Origin of the sequence: Halorubrum hochsteinianum, from assembly GCF_023702125.1 — an archaeon.
Classification (GTDB): Archaea; Halobacteriota; Halobacteria; order Halobacteriales; family Haloferacaceae; genus Halorubrum; species Halorubrum hochsteinianum.
Genome location: NZ_CP098415.1, coordinates 1,130,069 through 1,149,444 on the forward strand (window position 1 = coordinate 1,130,069; position 19,376 = coordinate 1,149,444).

Annotated in this window: 22 protein-coding genes; 11 read left to right on the forward strand and 11 right to left on the reverse strand. The window is 69.0% G+C overall.

Annotated elements, in window-relative coordinates:
- Positions 1-253: 253 nt before the first annotated feature.
- Positions 254-583, reverse strand: a complete 330-nt coding sequence (locus tag NAF06_RS05530) for a non-histone chromosomal MC1 family protein (protein ID WP_049908460.1) — start codon at positions 581-583, stop codon at positions 254-256.
- A 252-nt stretch (positions 584-835) separates the two neighbouring features.
- Here NAF06_RS05530 and NAF06_RS05535 point away from each other — a divergent pair, with 252 nt between their 5' ends.
- From NAF06_RS05535 to NAF06_RS05545, 3 genes are all read left to right on the forward strand, one after another.
- The gene (locus tag NAF06_RS05535) at positions 836-1,471 is read left to right on the forward strand and encodes an IS6 family transposase (protein WP_251106153.1); all 636 of its coding nucleotides are present in this window, start codon (positions 836-838) and stop codon (positions 1,469-1,471) included.
- A gap of 69 nt (positions 1,472-1,540) precedes the next feature.
- Positions 1,541-1,744 (forward strand): hypothetical protein, encoded by a 204-nt coding sequence (locus NAF06_RS05540; protein WP_006629199.1) that lies wholly within the window; start codon positions 1,541-1,543, stop codon positions 1,742-1,744.
- Between the two features lie 93 nt (positions 1,745-1,837).
- Positions 1,838-2,893, forward strand: coding sequence for a quinone-dependent dihydroorotate dehydrogenase (locus NAF06_RS05545; RefSeq protein ID WP_008585540.1), 1,056 nt, complete (start codon positions 1,838-1,840; stop codon positions 2,891-2,893).
- 30 nt (positions 2,894-2,923) lie between these two features.
- Here NAF06_RS05545 and NAF06_RS05550 read toward each other — a convergent pair whose 3' ends face one another.
- From NAF06_RS05550 to NAF06_RS05560, 3 genes are all read right to left on the reverse strand, one after another.
- Complete coding sequence (locus NAF06_RS05550; RefSeq protein WP_008585538.1) at positions 2,924-5,596, reverse strand: valine--tRNA ligase; 2,673 nt, start codon at positions 5,594-5,596, stop codon at positions 2,924-2,926.
- Between the two features lie 126 nt (positions 5,597-5,722).
- On the reverse strand, positions 5,723-5,977 hold the full coding sequence (locus tag NAF06_RS05555; RefSeq protein ID WP_008585536.1) for a DUF7967 family protein: 255 nt from the start codon (positions 5,975-5,977) through the stop codon (positions 5,723-5,725).
- 26 nt (positions 5,978-6,003) lie between these two features.
- A complete protein-coding gene (locus NAF06_RS05560; RefSeq protein WP_008585534.1) occupies positions 6,004-6,783 on the reverse strand; it encodes a helix-turn-helix transcriptional regulator in 780 nt (259 codons plus the stop codon).
- Between the two features lie 211 nt (positions 6,784-6,994).
- Here NAF06_RS05560 and NAF06_RS05565 point away from each other — a divergent pair, with 211 nt between their 5' ends.
- Positions 6,995-7,237 carry a ferredoxin gene (locus NAF06_RS05565; protein WP_008585533.1) on the forward strand — a complete coding sequence of 81 codons (243 nt, stop codon included), beginning with the start codon at positions 6,995-6,997 and terminating at the stop codon, positions 7,235-7,237.
- A 351-nt stretch (positions 7,238-7,588) separates the two neighbouring features.
- Here NAF06_RS05565 and hemB read toward each other — a convergent pair whose 3' ends face one another.
- The 3 genes from hemB to NAF06_RS05580 form a co-directional block, all read right to left on the reverse strand.
- Positions 7,589-8,569: a porphobilinogen synthase gene (gene hemB, locus NAF06_RS05570; RefSeq protein ID WP_008585530.1), complete on the reverse strand. Its 981-nt coding sequence runs from the start codon at positions 8,567-8,569 to the stop codon at positions 7,589-7,591.
- 152 nt (positions 8,570-8,721) lie between these two features.
- Complete coding sequence (locus tag NAF06_RS05575; protein WP_006114727.1) at positions 8,722-8,886, reverse strand: DUF6757 family protein; 165 nt, start codon at positions 8,884-8,886, stop codon at positions 8,722-8,724.
- Positions 8,887-8,911: 25 nt separating this feature from the next.
- A complete protein-coding gene (locus tag NAF06_RS05580; protein ID WP_008585527.1) occupies positions 8,912-9,826 on the reverse strand; it encodes a PHP domain-containing protein in 915 nt (304 codons plus the stop codon).
- A 147-nt stretch (positions 9,827-9,973) separates the two neighbouring features.
- Here NAF06_RS05580 and NAF06_RS05585 point away from each other — a divergent pair, with 147 nt between their 5' ends.
- Complete coding sequence (locus NAF06_RS05585; protein ID WP_008585525.1) at positions 9,974-10,258, forward strand: DUF5789 family protein; 285 nt, start codon at positions 9,974-9,976, stop codon at positions 10,256-10,258.
- Between the two features lie 118 nt (positions 10,259-10,376).
- Here the strand turns inward: NAF06_RS05585 and NAF06_RS05590 are convergent, their stop codons facing one another.
- Positions 10,377-11,426, reverse strand: a complete 1,050-nt coding sequence (locus tag NAF06_RS05590) for a DUF5784 family protein (RefSeq protein WP_008585522.1) — start codon at positions 11,424-11,426, stop codon at positions 10,377-10,379.
- A 125-nt stretch (positions 11,427-11,551) separates the two neighbouring features.
- Between NAF06_RS05590 and NAF06_RS05595 the strand changes: the two genes are divergently transcribed.
- Positions 11,552-11,719: a DUF5786 family protein gene (locus NAF06_RS05595; protein ID WP_006629189.1), complete on the forward strand. Its 168-nt coding sequence runs from the start codon at positions 11,552-11,554 to the stop codon at positions 11,717-11,719.
- Between the two features lie 114 nt (positions 11,720-11,833).
- Here NAF06_RS05595 and NAF06_RS05600 read toward each other — a convergent pair whose 3' ends face one another.
- Positions 11,834-12,514, reverse strand: a complete 681-nt coding sequence (locus NAF06_RS05600) for a DUF7530 family protein (RefSeq protein ID WP_008585520.1) — start codon at positions 12,512-12,514, stop codon at positions 11,834-11,836.
- On the reverse strand, positions 12,511-13,455 hold the full coding sequence (locus NAF06_RS05605) for an NAD(P)H-binding protein (protein ID WP_008585517.1): 945 nt from the start codon (positions 13,453-13,455) through the stop codon (positions 12,511-12,513). Before NAF06_RS05605 ends, NAF06_RS05600 begins: the two co-directional genes overlap by 4 nt.
- Before the next feature lie 113 nt (positions 13,456-13,568).
- On the opposite strand from NAF06_RS05605, the gene NAF06_RS05610 reads away from it, so the two are divergent.
- The 4 genes from NAF06_RS05610 (at position 13,569) to NAF06_RS05625 (ending at position 16,313) form a co-directional block, all read left to right on the forward strand.
- A complete protein-coding gene (locus NAF06_RS05610) occupies positions 13,569-14,483 on the forward strand; it encodes an MBL fold metallo-hydrolase (RefSeq protein ID WP_008585516.1) in 915 nt (304 codons plus the stop codon).
- Between the two features lie 76 nt (positions 14,484-14,559).
- Positions 14,560-15,165: a PspA-associated protein PspAB gene (pspAB, locus tag NAF06_RS05615; protein WP_008585514.1), complete on the forward strand. Its 606-nt coding sequence runs from the start codon at positions 14,560-14,562 to the stop codon at positions 15,163-15,165.
- A 27-nt stretch (positions 15,166-15,192) separates the two neighbouring features.
- Entirely contained in the window at positions 15,193-15,684 is a 492-nt protein-coding gene (locus NAF06_RS05620; RefSeq protein WP_008585512.1) for a hypothetical protein, read from the forward strand.
- Entirely contained in the window at positions 15,681-16,313 is a 633-nt protein-coding gene (locus NAF06_RS05625) for an IMPACT family protein (RefSeq protein ID WP_008585510.1), read from the forward strand. Before NAF06_RS05620 ends, NAF06_RS05625 begins: the two co-directional genes overlap by 4 nt.
- Positions 16,314-16,345: 32 nt before the next feature.
- Here NAF06_RS05625 and NAF06_RS05630 read toward each other — a convergent pair whose 3' ends face one another.
- Complete coding sequence (locus tag NAF06_RS05630) at positions 16,346-18,013, reverse strand: DNA-directed DNA polymerase II small subunit (protein WP_008585508.1); 1,668 nt, start codon at positions 18,011-18,013, stop codon at positions 16,346-16,348.
- Positions 18,014-18,156: 143 nt separating this feature from the next.
- On the opposite strand from NAF06_RS05630, the gene NAF06_RS05635 reads away from it, so the two are divergent.
- Positions 18,157-19,365: a S26 family signal peptidase gene (locus NAF06_RS05635; RefSeq protein WP_251106193.1), complete on the forward strand. Its 1,209-nt coding sequence runs from the start codon at positions 18,157-18,159 to the stop codon at positions 19,363-19,365.
- Positions 19,366-19,376 lie beyond the last annotated feature (11 nt).

Genomic DNA, 19,376 nt, shown 5'->3' on the forward strand with positions numbered 1-19,376 from the left:
CCAGCGAAACCGGGCCGAGTTGAACGGCCCGAGTCCGCGTTGCGTTCTTCGCATTTCTTCAAATGCCGGGGTTATACTTAACCCCGTCGAACCATCTGCGCCACGTCATGCGGTTTCATGCCGACCTCGTCGGTCGTCTCTCCCGTTCGGGGTCAAGGAGGAACCGTGGTCCGAGACGGCGTCTCCGCGGTGATCCGAGTCCGTTCGGCCTGCGGCTAAAACGAGAAGTTGGAATCGGCGCGCCCGGAGAGGACTACTCCTCGTCGAGGTACTCGATGCCCTGCTTCGAGACGTTGGCCTTGGTGATGTCGTCGAGGTCGTTGAGCCAGAAGTCGTCCTCCGCCTCGTCGACCTCCGGAGCGCTGTCCTTCCAGGCCCACCCCTCGTACTCGTGGACCTTTCGAGTCCCTTTCTCGCGGAGCCGGAGCGTCGTCCGTTCCGCCTCGTCCTCGGAGGGTGCGGGGTCCAGCGTCCGGGCGGCCTTGAGTGCCGCCTGACGCGGCATATTTCCCGAGAACTCGCTCGGCTCCGATCCGTCTTCCTCCCGAAGGGCAAAGTTTCGCTTACCGTCTTCACGTACCATGGTTTTGCCTCCATGAGACACCAGCACACAGCGTGTAATAAATATATCGGGGAAATGAAAGCTGTGCGGCACAATATTTATATACGATACCGGCTTCTGGTTGCGGTTTCGAGACGGAGACGGGCGCGACGGCGTTGAAATTCGGCCGAGTCGCACCGAGAGTCGGACACGCGCGCGAAGACGGGTCCGGGGGATCGGGGCGGTGTTCAGATAAGGTTTGAAAGGTGAGGCGGTGCGTTTTCAAAGTGATCTATGCCCGAAAACGACCGCCTCAGCGGCTGTTTAGACGAGATCAACTTAGAGTTTGTGGAGCGAGAGGCAACACCGAAACTGTTGATGAAGCTCAGTATTCAGCTCCATTTGTCTGGACTGTCGCTTTCGAATACTGTTTCATTTCTTGAGGTATTCGGTGTTGATCGAGTTCGATCCACCGTTCATAACTGGGTACACAAAGCCGATCTACAGCCGGAAGCTGGTCGGAGCCCGAATCACGTTGCGGTTGACGAGACTGTGATTCAGCTCGATGATGAACAATACTGGCTGTACGCTGCTGTCGATCCTCAGTCAAACGATTTGCTACATACAAAGCTTGAGCCAACAAGAACGAACGTGATCGCAGATCAGTTCTTCACGGAACTCCGCGACAAACACGACGTAGATGACGCGATCTTTCTCGTTGATGGTGCGGTTCCACTCCACCGAGCTTGTGACAAACACGGCCTCGATTTCAGATACGAACGACATGGAAATCGAAACAGCGTCGAACGTGTTTTTCGTGAGATAAAACGCAGAACTACCAGTTTCTCAAACTGTTTTAGCAACGCCAAAGCAGAAACAGCAAACGAGTGGCTCAGATCGTTCGCCTTCGCATGGAATCAGCTTATCTGAACACTGCCGGGGATCGGGTAAACAACACTTATGTGTCTGCTATGGCGAAGTGCGACAAGCACACCCGCGATGGTCCGTAAAAAGAAGCTCAGCCCCAGTGGCGCGAAGGACGACGAGGGGGAGTATCACAACGTCCACGTGAACCTCCACGAGGACGAGCTCGCCGTCGCCGGCATGGACATCGGTGACGAGGTGTTCGTCCGGGTCCGAGACGGCAAGATAATCATCCAGAAGGCGGACGCGAATCCGGACCAGCTCGAACACGACTTCTGACCCGAACGCGGGACTACGCCTTGAAGACGCGTCCGGGCGGCCGCGTCGGTCGCTGTCGGCGGATTGATTGTCGCTCGTGACGAGACCCAGACGATGGGCGCGTACGACCTGTTGAAACCGGCGCTGTTCCGGCTTCCGCCGGAGACGGCACACGGACTGGTTCATCGACTGCTCGGCGGCGTCCAAGGGACGCCGGTCGGGTCGGCGCTCGCCGCCCGGTACGCGGTCGACGACGATCGGCTCGCGGTCGACGCGTTCGGGTCGGCGTTCCCGAATCCGGTGGGCGTTGCCGCCGGGTTCGACAAGAACGCGGAGGTGCCCCGGGCGCTGGCGTCCCTCGGGTTCGGACACGTCGAGATCGGCGGCGTCACCGCCGAGCGCCAGCCGGGGAACCCGCGCCCGCGACTGTTCCGACTGCCGGAGGACGAGGCGCTCGTCAACCGGATGGGGTTCAACAACGAGGGCGCGGACAGGGTCGGGGAACGCCTCGACCGCGACCCCCTCCCGGACGTCCCCGTCGGGATCAACATCGGGAAGTCCAAGTCGACGCCGCTGGCCGAGGCCCCGGACGACTACCTCTACACGTACGAGCGCGTCGCGGACGCGGGCGACTACTTCGTCGTCAACGTCTCCAGTCCCAACACGCCCGGACTCCGCGAACTCCAGAACCGCGAGGCGTTGGAGCGCATCCTCGGAACGCTCGACGACGCGGGTGCCGACCCGCTCCTCGTGAAGCTCTCCCCCGACCTCCCCGAGCCGGCCGTCGCGGACGCGCTCGCGGTGGTCGACGACCTCGACCTCGACGGGGTCATCGCGACCAACACGACGACGTCGCGCCCGGACTCGCTGCGAGGCCACAACCGGGCCGAGCGCGGCGGGCTCTCGGGGAAGCCGATCGAGTCGCTCGCGACCGAGCGGGTGCGGTTCGTCGCGGAGCGGACCGACGTTCCGGTGATCGGCGTCGGGGGCGTCTCCGACGCCGCGGGGGCGTACGAGAAGATACGGGCGGGTGCCTCGCTGGTTCAGGCGTACACGGGGCTCGTCTACGAGGGGCCGGGACTCGCGCGCGACATCAACGAGGGACTCCTAGAGCTGCTCGACCGCGACGGGTTCGACTCCGTCGAAGACGCGGTCGGCGCAGACCTGTGACCGAGTCGGGAATCGAAAGGAGAGACGAGGTTACGCCTCGTTTCGAACGATGACGACGACATCGTCCGCCTGAAGCAGTTCGCCCTCGCCCTGATACTGTCGCTCTTCTTCGATCTCGAACTCGTCGTCGACGAGCGTGACGCCCGCGACGCGGAGCTCGTCGCCGTCGATCTCGTAGTCGCCCTGCGCCAGCGCGGCCTCGATATCGCCGACCTGATCGCCGTACTTCGGACCGACGGTGGCGTAGTCGAGGTCGATTCCGGTGATCACCGTCTCGACGGGGGCGTCGCCGTCGGGGTGGACCGCGAGGTCGTCGACGTGCATGACCCCGGTGATGTCGTCCTCGAACCCGCGCACGTCCGCGTACACCTCGACGGCGTCTAGGGGGGCGGTGAGCGGGAGCTGGTTCTCGCTTTTGTACTTCCGGAGCGCGCCGACGACGGCGGTCGCCGCGGTCCCGGCGTCGCGGTCGGCCTCGATCCCCAGCGGCTCGGGCCAGTCGGCGAGGTGAACGGAGTCGGCCGCGCCGTCGGCGAGGCTGATTCCGCCGTGAGCGTCCGGCACGGCGTCGGCGTACATGTCGTGCCACAGCTCCTCCGTGACGTGCGCGAGGAGGGGCGCGAATAGCTTCAGGAACCGGCGGTGGGCGGTCCGGAGCGTGTACGCGGCCGCGTCGTCCTCGCGCTGTTTCGCGATCTCGAGGTAGTCGTCACAGAACGTGTTCCAGAAGAAGCTCCGGAGCTCGTCCCGGGCCTTCGAGAACGCCCGGTCCTCGAGCAGGTCGGTGAGCCGCTCGACTTCGGCGTCGAGTTCGGCCAGGAGCCAGCGGTCGAGTTCGCGGAGGTCGTCGTCCGGCTCGGCCGGGAACGGGTCCGGGGCGAGCGACTCGACGAGCTTCGAGGCGTTCCACAGCTTCCGGATCAGCTTCTCGCCCGCGCGGAGGTCCTTCTCCTTGAACGGGAAGTCGTCGCCGACCGCGGTCCCGGCGGCCCAGTAGCGCGTGGCGTCGACCGGGAACTCCTCTAACACGGTCTCGGGTTCGACGACGTTGCCGACGGACTTCGACATCTTCTCGCGGTTCTCGTCTAAGACGTGCCCGTTGATCATCGTCTCCTCGAAGGGGACCTCGCCGGTGTGCTCGTAGCACTTGACGAGCGTGTGGAACAGCCAGAAGCTGATGATGTCGTGGCCCTGCGGCCGGAGGTCGAACCGGTACAGCTCCGGGTGCTCCATCGTGAACTCCCCGGCTTCGTCGTCCCAGTCCCAGCCGGCGTTGATGAGAGGGGTCAGGCTGGAGGTGGCCCACGTGTCGAACACGTCGTCCTCGGGCTCGAACCCGTCGTGGCCGCACTCGGGGCAGGCGTCGACCGGCGGGTCGTCGGAGAGCGGGTCGACGGGGAGGTCCGCCTTCTCGGCGATGATCTCCTCGCCGCAGTCCTCGCAGTACCACACCGGGAACGGGATGCCCGAGGAGCGCTGGCGGGAGATGAGCCAGTCCCACTGGAGCCCCTCGACCCAGTGCTCGTAGCGGGTGAACATCTTCTCGGGCGACCACTCCATCTCCCGGCCGACGTCGAGGTACTCGTCGGTCTTGTCGAGCATCTCGACGTACCACTGCTCGGTGACGAGGAACTCGACGCTCGTCCCGCAGCGCTCGTGGACGTTGACGGTGTGGGTGATGTCGCGGCGGTCGAGCAGCGCGCCCGCCTCGTCGAGATCCTCGACGATCGCCTCGCCGGCCTCCGAGGAGTGGAGCCCCTCGTACCCCTCGGCGACCTCGGTCATGTGGCCCGACTCGTCGATGGCGACCCGGAGGTCCAGGTCGTGGACCTGGTACCACTCGATGTCGTTCTGGTCCCCGAACGTACAGCACATCACGACCCCGGAGCCCGTCTCCATGTCGACGCGCTCGTCGGCGATGATCGGCACCTCGTGGCCGAACAGCGGGACCTCGGCGGACTCGCCGACGAGGGCTCGGTTCTCGTCGTCGTCCGGGTGGACGAAGACGGCGACGCACGCCGGGAGCAGTTCCGGGCGCGTCGTCGAGATGACGAACTCCTCCGGGACCTCGTCGCTCGCGTCGCCGCCGGCGACCTCGAAGGCGATGTCGTTGAAGTGGCTGGCCTGCTCGTCGTCCTCGGTCTCGACCTGCGAGATGGCGGTCTCGCACTCGGGACACCAGATCGCCGGGGCCTTCTCGCGGTACTCGCGGCCCTGGTCGTACAGGTCGACGAACGAGAGCTGAGAGACGCGCTGGACGCGCGGCTCGATCGTCTGGTAGGTGTGGTCCCAGTCGACGGAGACGCCGAGCGACTGGACGTTCTCGGTGAACTGCTCCTCGTAGTCCGCGCAGACCTCCCGGCACTTCGCCTGGAACTCGCGGCGCTCGAAGTCCTGATGGCGGATATCGAGTTCGTCCTCCGTCAGGCGCTCGGAGGCGATCCCGTTGTCGTCGTAGCCGAACGGGAAGAACGTCGCGCCGCCGTTCATCCGCTCGAAGCGGGCGACGAAGTCCTGGAGCGTGAACCCGTAGAGGTGGCCCATGTGGAGGCTTCCCGATACCGTCGGCGGCGGGGTGTCGATGGAGAAGACCGTGTTCGGATCGACCGGATCGTCGTCGGGGTAGGCGTACGTCTCCTCGTCGACCCATCGCCGCTGCCACCGCGGCTCGACGGCGTCGGGGTCGTACTCACCACTGGGCATTTCGGTCACACGTTCCGCCGGTTCCCCCTTAACGGACTCGGTTGTCGGGGGACGCGGCCCGTAGGCGGCGTCGGACGCGTGCGGATCGGACGGGGAGGGCGGATGCGGTGGCGGGGTCGGACCCGGTCACGCCCGGTCGTCGAGGTCGTGTTCGGCGGCCATCTTCGACGCCTCTGACGCGAACCGCTCGACCTCGTCCGCCGGGCTCTCGCCGAGGGCGGTCTCCTCGACCTCCCGGCCGGCGGTGACTCCGTCCCCGGTGACGAGGCGCTGTTCGGCCAGTTCCTTCGTGTGCATCCGCTCGCCGTCCTCCGTGGCGTAGGTGAGTCGAACGAGCCCCTTCGAGTCGAACTGCCGGTCGACGAGCCAGACGGTGGTCATCGTCGGCAGGATCGACCGCGAGCGAATTAAACCGGGCGATCGACGGGAGTGGCCGCCTCGCGACGCGACGCCAGCTCCGCGTCCGCCCACTCGACCGCGTCCGGCGAGTCGTTCACCACCATCCCGGTTGCGTCTCCGGTCTGTCGGAACGTGATCCCCGCGTGGTCCCCCTCCGGGCCCTCGATCACCCACAGCGCGTACGGGATCGGTCCCGCGCTGCGGTACAGCGAGAAGGAGTCGCGCGAGACGAGCGACGCGACCGGCGTGTCCGAGAGCGCGGAGAGTGCCTCGACCACCTCCGGCTCGGCTATCACCTCCACGTCGAGGCCCTCGCGGTCGAGCGCCCGGTTCAGGATGAACACGTCCGACTTGAGCACGGTCGGGGCCAGCCCACGCATCGCCGTCGCCCGTTCGAGCAGTTCGCTGCTCGCCGTCGCCGCCTCGGACGGCGCGTGCGGGTCCGCGACGCTCACGGTAGCTCCGGCGAGGAACGCCGACGGGAGCGACGCGTCGCGCGGGAGCTCGTTCAGCAGCGGGGCCGCCCGCTCGACCGTCCGCGTCGCGGCCGCGTAGCGGTCGCGCTCGGCGAGCGCGAAGCGGCCGGCCGCGGTGAGCGAGTAGGTGCCGTTGCGCGACTCGACGCAGTCGACGTCCTCCAGATCGGCGATCGCGCGGTCGACGGTCGAGCGCGAACTCGACAGCCTGTCGACGAGTTCCGGCTTGCTCGCGGGCGCGTCGGCGAGGGCCCGGAACACGTCCGCGCGCTTGTGGAGGGCCGACCGGAGCGCGTCTCCGTCCGATTCCATGCGGGAGGAACGCGCGGCCGATGTAAAAACCGCCCGGGGGCGAGCGACGGAGGGCGTCGGCGTCAGCGGGCGGTTTCACTACGGTCGGGGGGTGATATACCCTCACCGTCCGGGAGATATCCCGGCGTGCGGGGAGCGTCGCGTGGCTCGGTCTCCGGTCGGGTCGGCGGGGACCCCGCACGGCTTTGTGTCCGCTGTGCGTACCCGCGGTATGCGCGTCGAATTCGACCGAGACACCTGCGTCGGGATGTACCAGTGCGTCGCCGAGTGGGACGCCTTCGAGAAAGACCTGAACGACGGGAAGGCCGACTTGCGGGGGAGCGAGGAGGAAGGCGAGGACCTGTTCGTCGTCGAGGTGCCCGACGGCGAGGAGTTGGACGCGAAGTTCGCGGCCCGGAGCTGTCCGGTCGACGCCATCGAAGTGTACGACGACGACGGCGAGCGGGTGGTCTAAGATCGGGTTACAGCCGGCGCAGAGACCACCGAAGCCCCAGTCGCTCGGCTGTACGATGCTGTTTCTGTTTGTAAAAGGCCGATCGACACGGACACCACCGAAGCCCCAGTCGCGAGGACTCGCGACTGCCCCTTCGACTCCCGCCCGACCGCGACCGCACCTCACGCCTCCCCAGCCTCGTCGGTCGCCTTCGCGTTGCTCCGGCGACCGACTCCCTCGCGCGGCGCTGTCGCCGGCGCTGCGCGCCGGCTTCCAGAGGGACCTTCGGTCCCTCGCGGCTCGGCCGCAAAGCGGCCTCGCAGGCGCGCCGACGTGGAAGGGCAAAGAAAAACGGTCGCCGCCGAGGTTCGCTTATAACCGCTCGGCCAGATCCTCGGCGAAGTAGGTGATTATTACGTCCGCGCCAGCGCGCTTGAGCGACAGCAGCGACTCGTAGGCGGTCGCCTCCAAGTCGAGCCACCCCTTCTCCGCGGCGGCGTGGAGCATCGCGTACTCGCCCGAGACGTTGTACGCCGCAATCGGGCGGTCGAACTCCCGGCGGAGGTCCCCGACGATGTCGAGGTAGGGGAGACCGGGCTTCACCATCAGCACGTCAGCGCCCTGCTCGGCGTCGAGGCGCGCCTCCCGGAGCGCCTCGCGGCGGTTCGCCGGGTCCATCTGGTAGTGTCGGCGGTCGCCGAACGCGGGCGCGCCGTCGGCCGCGTCGCGGAAGGGGCCGTAGAAGGCGGACTCGTACTTCGCGGCGTAGCTCACGATCGCCACGTCCTCGTGGCCCGCCTCGTCGAGCGCCTCGCGGATCGCGCCGACCTGCCCGTCGGTCATCGCCGAGGGGGCGACCACGTCCGCGCCGGCGTCGGCCTGCGAGACCGCGGTGCGCGCGAGCAGGTCGAGCGTCTCGTCGTTCTTCACCGTGAGCGTCGGGTCCGCCTCGGCGGTCTCCTCGATCACGCCGCAGTGCCCGTGGTCGGTGTACTCGCAGAGGCAGACGTCGCCGATCACCGTCGCGTCCGTCTCCGCGTCGATCCGTCGGATCGCGCGCTGGACGACGCCGTCGTCGGCGTACGCCCGGCTCCCGGTCGGGTCCTTCGATTCGGGGACGCCGAAGAGGATCACGGTCTCGACGCCGGTCTCGGTTATCTCCTCGACCCGGTCGGCCGCCCGTTCGACCGGGACCCGCTCGTGGCCCGGCATCGTCTCGATCGGGACGCGCTCGTCGGTCGTCGCGTCCACGAAGACGGGGGCGACCAGGTCGGACGCCGAGAGGTCGGTCTCGGCGACGAGCGGACGAACGCCGTCGGTCCGGAGTCGGCGCGGCCGGTCCGTGAGGTCCATGTGGGGCCGTTGGCCCCGCGCGGTCTTTTAGCGTTCGTCTCGGGGCAAGGCGTTCGGCGGCCGAGTGCCACCGGGGGACGAAGGTTCGACGCGGAAGGGGGTCAGGCGTGAAGGGGAGAAGGATCCGACGCGGGGGGACCGGATCGCCCCGGCTACTCGGAGGACTCGATGTCGATTCGATCGCGGAGCTCCGCCAGCTCGTCCGACTCCGCGAGCTCCTCGACCCGCTGTTTGAAGTGCGACTCGCAGAGACCGACGACCACGCCGCGCTGCTCGGCCTCGTACGTGGCCTCCCGGTCGCAGTAGTGACACCGCATACGCGCCACTCCGGCCGGCGCGGGCTTAATCCTGTTCGTCGGGCGGCGCGGCGGCGGCGTCCCCCTCGGCCGGGACCGGTTCCGGGAGGCGCTCGCGGACCGGCTCGAACGCCGATTCCGTCAGCCCGGCCACGCCGAGGGTCCGTTCGTGCGCGTCGGTGCCGCCGGTCCTGAGCAGGTCGGCATCGGCGGCGAGACGGTCGATCCGGGCGTCGTCGACCGCGCGGCCGTAGGGGTAGAAGCGCTCGACGGCGTCAATCCCGGCCGACTCGCGGGCGACCGAGAGCGCCTCGTCGACGCGCTCGTACCGGAACGGGTGCGCCAGCCCGACGAGCGCGCACGCGTCCGCGAGGAGGTCGAGCCCCTCGTCGAGCGGCGTCACCTCGCGCGCGACGTAACACGGCCCGTCGTCACCGATCAGCTCGTCGAACGCCCCGGCGTAGTCGTAGGGCGCGTCGGACTCGTCGATCGCCCGGGCGATGTGCGGCCGTCCGAGCCCGGCGCGGGGTTCGAGGTCGAGGTCGACACCGAGTCGCTCTTCCGCCCGATCGAGGATCGCGGCCCCGCGCTCCCGGCGGTCGCGCTGGAGGCGGTCGATCTCCGCGTCGAGCGCGTCCGTGTGTTCGACCCCGTAGCCGAGCAGGTCGAGGCGTTCGAAGCCGGCGTCGACGCGGAGTTCGATCCCGCGCACGATCCGGACGCCGTCGCGCTCGACGACGGGGGCGTCGAGGCGCGGGTGGATCCGGTCGTGGTCGGTGACCGCCACCCAGTCGACGCCGGCCTCGCGGGCGGCCGCCGGCACCTCGTCGAGAGTGAGCGTCCCGTCGGAGACGGTCGTGTGCGCGTGGAGGTCTGCGACGACGGACTCCGCGGCGTCGGCGGTATCGCCGGCGTCGGCGGAGTCGACGGATCGAGTAGAATCGCCGGAATCAGCGGTCATGAACGCGATTAGCTGGGCCCGTCACTAAGCGACGGCGGTTCGGGACGGGGCCGGAATCGGACGGGTATAAGGGTGTATAAGGTATCCCCTCCGACTAAGGTCGTACATGGACAATCATTAAGAACCATCGGCGACTTTCATCTGTTGATGCGCTTGAACGGCGTCGACGACCGACTCGAACGGCACCAGTACCCGACCACCTCTGAGGAGATCATCGCGGCTCACGGAAACGCGACCGTAGAGCTCGCGAACGGGTCCGAGCGGCTCGGCGACGTCTTGGAGCGGTTCGGCGATCAGACGTTCGAGGACGCAGAGGACGTGTTCACCACCCTCCGAGCCGGCGTCTGTCACCGGGGGGTCGGTCGCCGGTTCTACTCGGACCGCGACCCGACCACCGACGCGGAGGACGGGCCCTCGCCGGTCTCGTTCTGACGCGGCGAACCGACCGACCGCGACGAATTTTTCCGAGGCTCAGTAGCGGAAGAACACCGATCCGCGAGGAGCGTCCCTGTTCCGCGAGGAGCGTCTCCGTTCCCGGAGAGCGGTGCGGCTACGACACCGGGTCGACGACGCCGGTGAGATCGAGCGGGACCGACCCCTTCCTGTACCCCGCTATCGACCCGCCGGGGTCGGCGCGGTACACGACCGCGGGCTTGTGACGGACCGCGGGCTCGGCCGCGCGCACCGCCGCCCACTCCTCGGCCGGGAACGACGAGCAGTCGACGAACAAGGTGACGCCGCCGGCGTGGGCCGCGAGCTGTCCGCTGGTCTTCGTCTCGACGGTGTCGCGGACGGCGGCGACGGGGTCGTTCGCCGAGCGCCCCGCCGTCGGCTGCGGGCGGGTCACCTCGACGAGATGGCCGGTCCCCGTGTCGGGCTCCGTCGCGCGGAAGTCGATGGAGTGGCCCGTCGTCACCTCGATTTCGGGGGTCACGCCGTAGCCCGCCTCGGTGAGGATCCGGGCCGCGGTGAACTCGGCGATGGCGGCGCTCATCCGGACGAGGTCCGGGGAGGCCGACGTGCCGAGCTTCCCGGCCATCGTCTCGCGGTAGTCGTCGAGGACGCCCGGGCGGAGCGTCTCCTCGACGAACCCCGTGCCGGCCTCGCGAGTCGCGTCCGGGAACCCGGCCGCGTGGTCGCGGAAGAACGCCCGGCTCGTCTCCGCGCCGTCCTTCGAGCAGAACACCGGGAGGAAGTACCACGAGACGTGCGGGTAGTCGGCCAGCCACGGCTCGTCGTCGTGGAGCCCGGCGAGCAGCTCCCGCTGTGCCCACCGCGAGACCGGATAGGGGGCCTCGTCGAACCCGTACTTCTCCGTCCGCCAGAGCTCGCTCGGCGTCTCGGTGTTGCCCAGCCAGTAGCCGGCGGGGCCGCCGTCGGCACCGGCCGGGGGATCCGCGTCGTCGTCGGTCCAGCAGAACAGCGCGAACGACCCGTCGTCCATGTCGAACCGGCGCGCCTCGTGGTCGGGCGGCGGCGCGAACCACGGGTCGCCGGCCGTCGCTCCGAGGTTCTCGTCGAGGGGGCGCTCGATCTGAGACCGGACCCGGTCCGCGGTCCACCGACCGGGGGAGCGTCTGAATCGGAGGGGTTGTGCCACGGACGTTTGGTATCACGCCGCGAGGTTAATCGATTCCGGTGACCGAGACCGAACGTTCACGGTTTATGATACCTTTGCCGACAGATATATTACAGGAACAAGCTAAGTGTGGTCGTACCATGTCAATGGGTGCCTATGACGAGGCCGAACACGAGCGTCGCGAGAAGAAGACCAGCGAAGTCGACGCGGACTTCGACGCGGAGCGCCCCGAGTACTCCGGCTCCCTGACCTACGACTCGGGCGACTCCACGGAGGCACTCCTCGACAAGTTCGAAGAGCTTCAGGGCGAGTGACGCGGCCGCGGCGACGCCGCGCCTTCTGACTCCGTTCTCGAACGCCCCAGTGGCAACGCTCGCGAGCGACGAGCGGCGGCCGCGACGAGTTGGATCCCGGCGGGCCGGTCGGTGTCAGGTCAGCCAGATCGCCGCGGAACAGACGACCGCGACCGCGATGACGTGGCCGACGACCGCGCCGAGCAGCACGGGCTCGGTGAGCAGGAACGGGACCAGGGCGAGTTGGACGACCGAGAAGCCGATGTTCTCGGCGTCGAGCCGTCGGACCGTCGCCCGCTCCTCGGGCGAGAGGTCGACGTGGACCGCGCGCCACAGCGCGACGACGGCGCTCCACCACGAGGTGCCGATCCGGTAGGTGAGGTCCCAGAGGACGAGCAGGGTGAGGTAGACCACGGGGAGCGGCGGGTCCGACCCGAAGAGCCGGTCGATGAGCGTCGGTCCCGGGGTCCCGCCCCACGCGAACAGGTACGTCACCAGCGCGATGAACGCCAGCACGCCCAGCACGATCTCGATGCTCGACCCGAACAGCAGCCGCTTGTGTTCGGGCGGCGTCCCGAGCAGTCGGTTCTTCGCGCCCAGCCGGTGCATCTCGACGCTGCCGACCGCCGCGACGACGACGGCGACCGTGCCGGCGGCCACGGCGTCCCACGTCCCGTAGTACCAGCCGAGCCCCAGCACGCCCGCCTCGAAGATCACGAACTGGAGCGCGACCGCCAGCGTCCGCGAGATCCCGAGTCCCGGGATCCCGCCGACGAGGCTCTCGTACACCCACGTCTCGCCGTAGTCGCGGCTCACGGCGAGACCCCGGGGAGCGCGCTCAGCCGCGACGCCTCCGCGTTCCGCGACTCGGTCAGCGCCCGCGCGACGCCGAGTTCGAAGGGGGTCAACTCGATCGGCACGAGCTCGCGAATGCGGTCGTCCTCGACGATCACGGTGTTGCGGAGCCCCTCCACCAGCGACCGGGCGAGGTAGGGGTTCACGTCGGTGACGAGCCTGAGCCAGCGGGCCGACAGCTCCGGGCTCAGCACGGGCACCCTGACGATCCGGAGCCCGCCGCCGAGCTGGCGTCTCGTGCGGCGGAGGATCTCGGCGTAGGTCAACACCTCCGGACCGCCGATCTCGAACGTCTCGCCCGCGGTCTCGGGGACGTCGATGACGCCCGCGAGGTACGCGACTACGTCGGCGATCGCGATCGGCTGGCACAGCGTGTCGACCCACTTCGGGGTGACCATCACCGGGAGCCGCCGCGCCAGCCCGGCGACCACCTCGAAGCTGGCGCTGCCGCCGCCGATGATGATCGCGGCCCGGAGCGTCGTGAGCGCCGGGTCGCCGTCCCCCAGAATCTGCTCCACCTCCCGGCGCGACCGGAGGTGTTCGGAGAGTTCGTCGCGGTCTTCGCCGAGCCCGCCGAGGTAGACGATCCGGTCGACCCCCGCGGCCGACGCCGCCTCGGCGAAGTTGGTCGCGCAGTTGCGGTCGCGCTCCTCGTAGCCCGGGCCGCCGTCCATCGAGTGGACGAGGTAGTACGCGGCGTCGACCGGCTCCCCGTCGAGTTCGAACGCGGGCGGCAGCGTGTCCGGTTCCAGCAGGTCGCCCTCGACGACGGCGACGCCGTCGGGCGCTGCGTAGCCGTCGGCGTCGCGGACGAGCGCGACCACGTCGTGGCCGCGGTCGAGGAGCGTCGGGACGAGCCGGCTCCCGACGAAGCCGGTCGCGCCGGTGACGAGCACTCGCATACCGACTTATCGGGCGGCGCGACCATAAGCCCGGTCCCGCGGGGGCGACGCGAGACGCCGCGAGATCCCCACCGGACCGATCGCTAGAAGTGGCCCCGGGTTCCTCGTCCGGTATGCGCGCTGGCGAGTTCGAACCGGTTCGGGGCGTCAACGACCTGTACGTCCACGACACCGGCATGTTCGAGACCGACGAGTACGGCGCGGTGTACGTGTACGACGTGGAGCGACCGATCGTGATCGACACCGGGACGGGGGCGAACCGGGAGGCCCTCTTCGAGACGATCGATGAGATCGGGATCGGTCGCGAGGAGTTGGCGTGGATCCTCCCGACCCACGCCCACCTCGACCACGCGGGCGGGGCGGGCTACCTCGCGGAGCGGTACCCGAACGCCGAGGTCCGGGTGCCAGAGAAGGGGGTCCGGCACCTCGTCGACCCCGGAGCGCTCGTCGCCGGCACCAAGTCGGCGGTCGAGGAGCAGTGGGCGCACTACGCGGAGCCGAAGCCGGTTCCCGACGACCGGATCGGGGGAGTGAGCGAGGGCGACCGGATCGATCTCGGCGACCGCGAGCTCGTCGTCCGCGACGCCCCCGGCCACGCCCCCCACCACGCCGTCTACCACGACCCCGACGCCGAGGTCGTGTTCGCCGCCGACGCCGCCGGGATCTACGTCCCCGAGGTCGACGCCGTCACCCCCACGTCGCCGCCGCCGCAGTTCGACCTCGAACAGTGCCTCGACGATATCCGGCTGATCGAGGACCTCGGCCCCGAGACCCTCTGTTTCGGCCACTTCGGGCCGCGGGAGTGCGACGCCGACCTGATCGGCGAGGCGAAGCGGGCGTACGTCGAGTGGGTCGAACGGGTCCGGCGGAAGCGCGCCGAACTCGACGACGACGAGGCGGTGGTCGAGCACTTCGAGGCGGCGAGCCGCGACATCGACTACTGGAACCCCGAGCGGGCCCGGGCGAACATGAGCCTGAACGTTCGGGGCGTGTTGACTTACCTCGATCACGTCGACGACGGGGAGTGAGCGGAGACCGTACGGAGCCGAGACCGGAGAGGCCGACGGAAACGCCCTAAAGCCCGCCGCACGTAGGCCCGACCAGATGGGCATCTTCGACACGATCCGGGCCGTCCTCGGGACGAGCGCCGAGACCGACGCGACCCGCGAGGCGGACCCCGAGGACCTCTTCGGGATGTCGACCGCCTACATGACGATGGAGGCCGACCTCGGCTACGACCACTGCGGGGAGGCCGCGCTGTGCTTCTCCGGGGTCGACAGCACGCGCTTCGACGACGCCGTCGAGACCGTCGAGGCCATCCTGGAGGCCGGCGAGATCGAGACCGGCACGGGGTTCCACCGCCACGAGGACGACCACGGCTACCAGTGGTTCGTCCTGGAGGACGACGACCCCGAGGACCTCGTGACGAGCGTCCACTTCGCGGCCGACCAGTTCATCGAGGAGGGGTTCGGCTCGCGGCTGCTCGCGGCCGTGTTCGGGTTCGAGAACGACGACGGGGCGGCCTACTGGATCTACTCGTTCCGGCGCGGCGCGTACTACCCGTTCGCGCCCAGCGGGACGAACGACCGGAACCAGCGGATCGAGTTCAAGCTCCAGTCAATCCTCGACGGGGAGCTCGGCTTGGAGGACGACGAGTCCTACTGGTACCCCCTGTGGCCCGACGCCCGCGGGAGCCATCCGTGGGAATAAGCGAGCGAGCGACGAGGAGGAGTAAAAATGAGTGACGAACCGGGAGTGGGGGCGGCCGAGGGACGGAACACCTTGAGAAAGCGCGTCCTGCGCGGGATCGCGGTCCAGACCGCCGTCGTCGCCGCCGCGGTCCACCTGCTGTGGGCGTGGCCGCGGCTCGGCTCGCCGCCGGACGCGCGCCCCTACCTCTTCGTCGCCGGGAGCGCGCTCGCCGTGGCGGTCGGCGTCGCGACGCTGCGGGCCGGCGAGTACCGGCGGCTGTACGCGCTCGGCGCGGGGACGCTCGGGACGTTCCTCGGCGGGTTCCTCGCGTGGCACGGCGCGGACGCGGCCGCGGCGCTCTCGGCCGATCCCCTCGCGATCGTCGCCGCCGTCGTCGAGCTGGTCGGGATCGCGGCGTTCCTCGCGCTGTTTCGTCTCGCGCCGCCGACGAGCGTCGTCGTCGAGCGCCGCGGGGCCGACGGGTCGGACGACAACGAGGACGAGGCGGCCGAGGCGCGCGAGGAGGGGACGGCGTGACCGACGCGTACCGAACGGTGGCCGGGCGCGCGACCGCGCGGTTCGAGGTCCAGGGTTCGGAGTTCCTCGGCCACGTCGCGCCCGTCGACACGGTCGAGGCGGCAGAGGCGTTCGTCGAGGCGGTCCGGGACGAGTACGCCGACGCGACGCACAACGTGCCCGCGTACCGCGTCCCGGCGGGCGAGCCGTCCGAGCGCGCGCCGGCGTCCGACCCGATGCTCAGGGAGTACTCGTCGGACGACGGCGAGCCGACCGGTTCGGCCGGGAAGCCGGCGCTGAACGTCCTCCAGCAGCGCGAGATCCGGAACGTCGCCGCGGTCGTGACCCGGTACTACGGGGGGACGAACCTCGGCGTCGGGGGGCTCGCGCGCGCCTACTCGCGCGCCGTGAAGGACGGCGTCGACGCGGCCGGCGTGATAGAGGAGCGCCCGCACCGCAGCCTCGTCGTCGAGACCGAGTACGACGACTCGGGGACGGTCCGGGGGGTGATCGAGTCGAGCGGCGTCGGGTTCGAGGCCGACTACGGGCGGCGGGTCCGGTTCGACCTCCGGGTGCCGGTCGAGGAGGTCGACGCGCTCCGCGAGCGGCTCAACGACGCGACGAGCGGGCGGGTGGAGATCGGGGAGTAGCGGCGCGCCGGGCGGCGGCGAGCGACCCCGGCCTACGAGAATTTCCGGACCGTCATGTCGAGCGTGTCGAGGTCGAGGATGGGGGCGTAGCCGGCGTCGGGGTCGATGTTGACGGACTTCTGGAAGTCGGTCTGGGCCTGCCAGCAGCCGGAGTTGACCGCGAGGACGTTGTGGTACTTCCCCCAGCCGAGCTTGTGGACGTGGCCGGTGTGGAACACGTCGGGCACGTCCTCCATGACGAGGTAGTCGCGCTCCTCGGGCGCGACGCGGGTGTGGCCGCCGAACTGCGGCGCGACGTGGCGCTTTTTGAGGAGCTGGTACATCGCCTTGTGCGGCTCGTCGTAGCTCGCCTTCTCCTCGGGCAGCTCCGCGATCACCTCGTCGAGCGAGACGCCGTGGTACATCAGCACCTCGACGCCCTCGACCGAGACCGTCGCCGGGTTCGAGACGATCCGGGCGTCGTGAACGTCCATAATCTCCCGGATCTCGTCGTTGAACCCGGGCTGGGGCTCCGCGAGCCGGACCGCGTCGTGGTTGCCCGGGATCATCACGATCTCGGTGTCCGCGGGGACCTCCTTGAGGTGTTCCGCGAACACCTCGTACTGCTCGTAGATGTCGACGATCTCCAGTTCCTCGTCCTGATCCGGGTAGACGCCGACGCCCTCGACCATGTCGCCCGCGAGCAACAGGTACTCGACCGGGTCGGCCTCGGACGTGTGGAGCCAGTCGGTGAACTCGTGCCACGCGTCGGCCATGAACTCGTCGCTGCCGACGTGGACGTCGGAGATGAGCGCGGCCTGAACGTGGCGGTCGGCCCCGCCCGGATTGTGAGTCCGGGGAACGTCGGGGAAGTGGAGCGAGTCGGCGAAGAGGATACCGGAGTCGTCGGCGAGGGTCCCCTCGACCGCGACGCACTCGTCCATCAGGATCTCGTCGACGACGTCGGCGAGGCCCTTGTCCTTCATCACGAGGGCGGGGAAGGTCCCGGTGGTGTCCTCCAGTTCGACGAGCCAGTGGCCGGACTTCGTGGAGCGCACGTCGTTGACTAAGCCGATCATGGCGGCGTCGCTGCCGCCGGGCATGTCCGCGATCGCCTCGGCGGGGCGGTGGTTGACGCGGCCGCGGAGGATCTTCGAGAGGCGCTCGTAACGGTCGCGGAACGTCGTGACGAAGTCGCCGTACTCGCCGGTTCCCGTGCTGCGACCGGTCATGTCGTTGCCGACTTCGAGGTCGCGCAGGTCGGGGTCGCGGGAGCGGTCGGGGGGCGAGGCGTCGGCGGTAGAGGTGTCGGCAGCCGAGCCGTCGGGGGTAGAGGTGTCGGCAGCCGCGGCGTCGGCGGTCGTGGTCTCGGTTGTCGAAGCGTCGGAACGCGGGTCGTCCGTGACGGCCACCCCGTCGGTCGTCGCGGCCGCGGACCCCGCGTCGGTCCCCCCGGCTCCCCCGGTCGCAGACCCCTCCGTTTCAACTGGAGATTGTCCGTTCGCATCGGATGAGGCCGCGGATCTCTCGGTTTCGGCGGTGGCCTCGTGGACGTGGTCGGCGGTGATCCGGAGGGCCTCGTCCGGGGCGTGATCGACCGCGGCCGCGACGGCGGCGGCGGGGTCGGCCGCGCCCGCGAGGAGGGTGATCGCCTCCCGCTCCGCGTTGTAGCCGCGCTCGGCGAGGGCTTTCGCGATCCGCGCGTTCGACTCCAGCGGCACGCTACCCGAAAGGAGGGTCGCGGGCAAAACCGTTCCGGAGGCGTCGGGTCCGGTCGGGGGAGGGGCGCGAGCCTCGAAAAATCGGGGTCGGAGCCGCGTTCCCACCCAGAAGCTTATGAACGAAAGCCGCCAACGCCGTCGTAATGGACGAAGGGGATCGGTCGACGGACGCCGACGGGTCGGCCGGTCGAGACGAGCGAACGGAGGACGGAGCCGAAAAGGAGCTCGGCGGATCGAGCGGCGAAACGACCGACGAATCGGGAAGAGAAGCGTTAGGCGAATCGAAGGGAGGAGCACCCGACGAATCGGACGGCGAGGCCGCCGATGATGAGAGCGGATCCGGTCCCGCAGCGGGGGACGACTCCGACACCGATCCCGGTGTTTCGGGTCGAGAGCGGAGCGACGCGGAGTTCGGGGGCGGGCCCGTCGCCGGCGCGGACGGAACCGAAACCGATGGTGAATCCGTCGACGCCGAGGGAGCGGTCAACACCGAGGGAGCGGTCAACACCGAGGGAGCGGTCGACGCCGGCGCGTCCGCCGGGGAGGCCGGAGACCCCTCAGAGACCGATTATTCTCCCGAGTCAGGATACCCCTCCGAGCGGTCCGAGCGGGCGGCGGGGGGCGGGGAGGAGTCGCTTTTGTACCGGTTCCGTCACGACCGCGACGGCGCGCTGATGTGGATCCGGGAGATGCTTTCCAGCGTGGCGGTGGTCCTGCTGGTCGGCCTGCTGCTGTTCGGGGTCAGCGGCATCTGGCCGCCGATGGTCGCCGTCGAGTCGGGGAGCATGGAGCCGAACATGGAGGTCGGCGACCTCGTGTTCGTCACCGAACCCGGTCGGCTCGCGCCGGACGCCGCGGACAACGACGTCGGCGTCGTCACCCACGAGACGGGGGAGTCGGTCGACTACCGGACGTTCGGGTCCTACGGGTCGGTGGTGATATACACCCCGCCGGGGCGGACCGGGTCGCCGATCATCCACCGGGCCATGTTCCACGTCACCGAGGGCGAGAACTGGTACGACCGCGCCGACGCGGAGTACCACAACGCCGTCGACTGCGAGTCGCTCGCGAACTGTCCGGCACCACACGACGGGTACGTCACGCTCGGGGACAACAACGGGGCTTACGATCAGGCCAGCGGGCTCTCGCCGCCCGTCAGGGCCGACTGGGTAGACGGGGTGGCTCGCCTCCGCGTCCCGTATCTCGGATACATCCGCCTGATCGCGACGGGACAGGTGGAGTTGAACGAGGCGATAGCGCAGACGGTGGGAGTCGGACTTCCGGCGTCGGAGGCGTCGCGAGCGGCGCAGACGGGCCTCGGGGTGTCGGATCTCGCGGCCAGACCTTCTTGACCTTCTCTTCG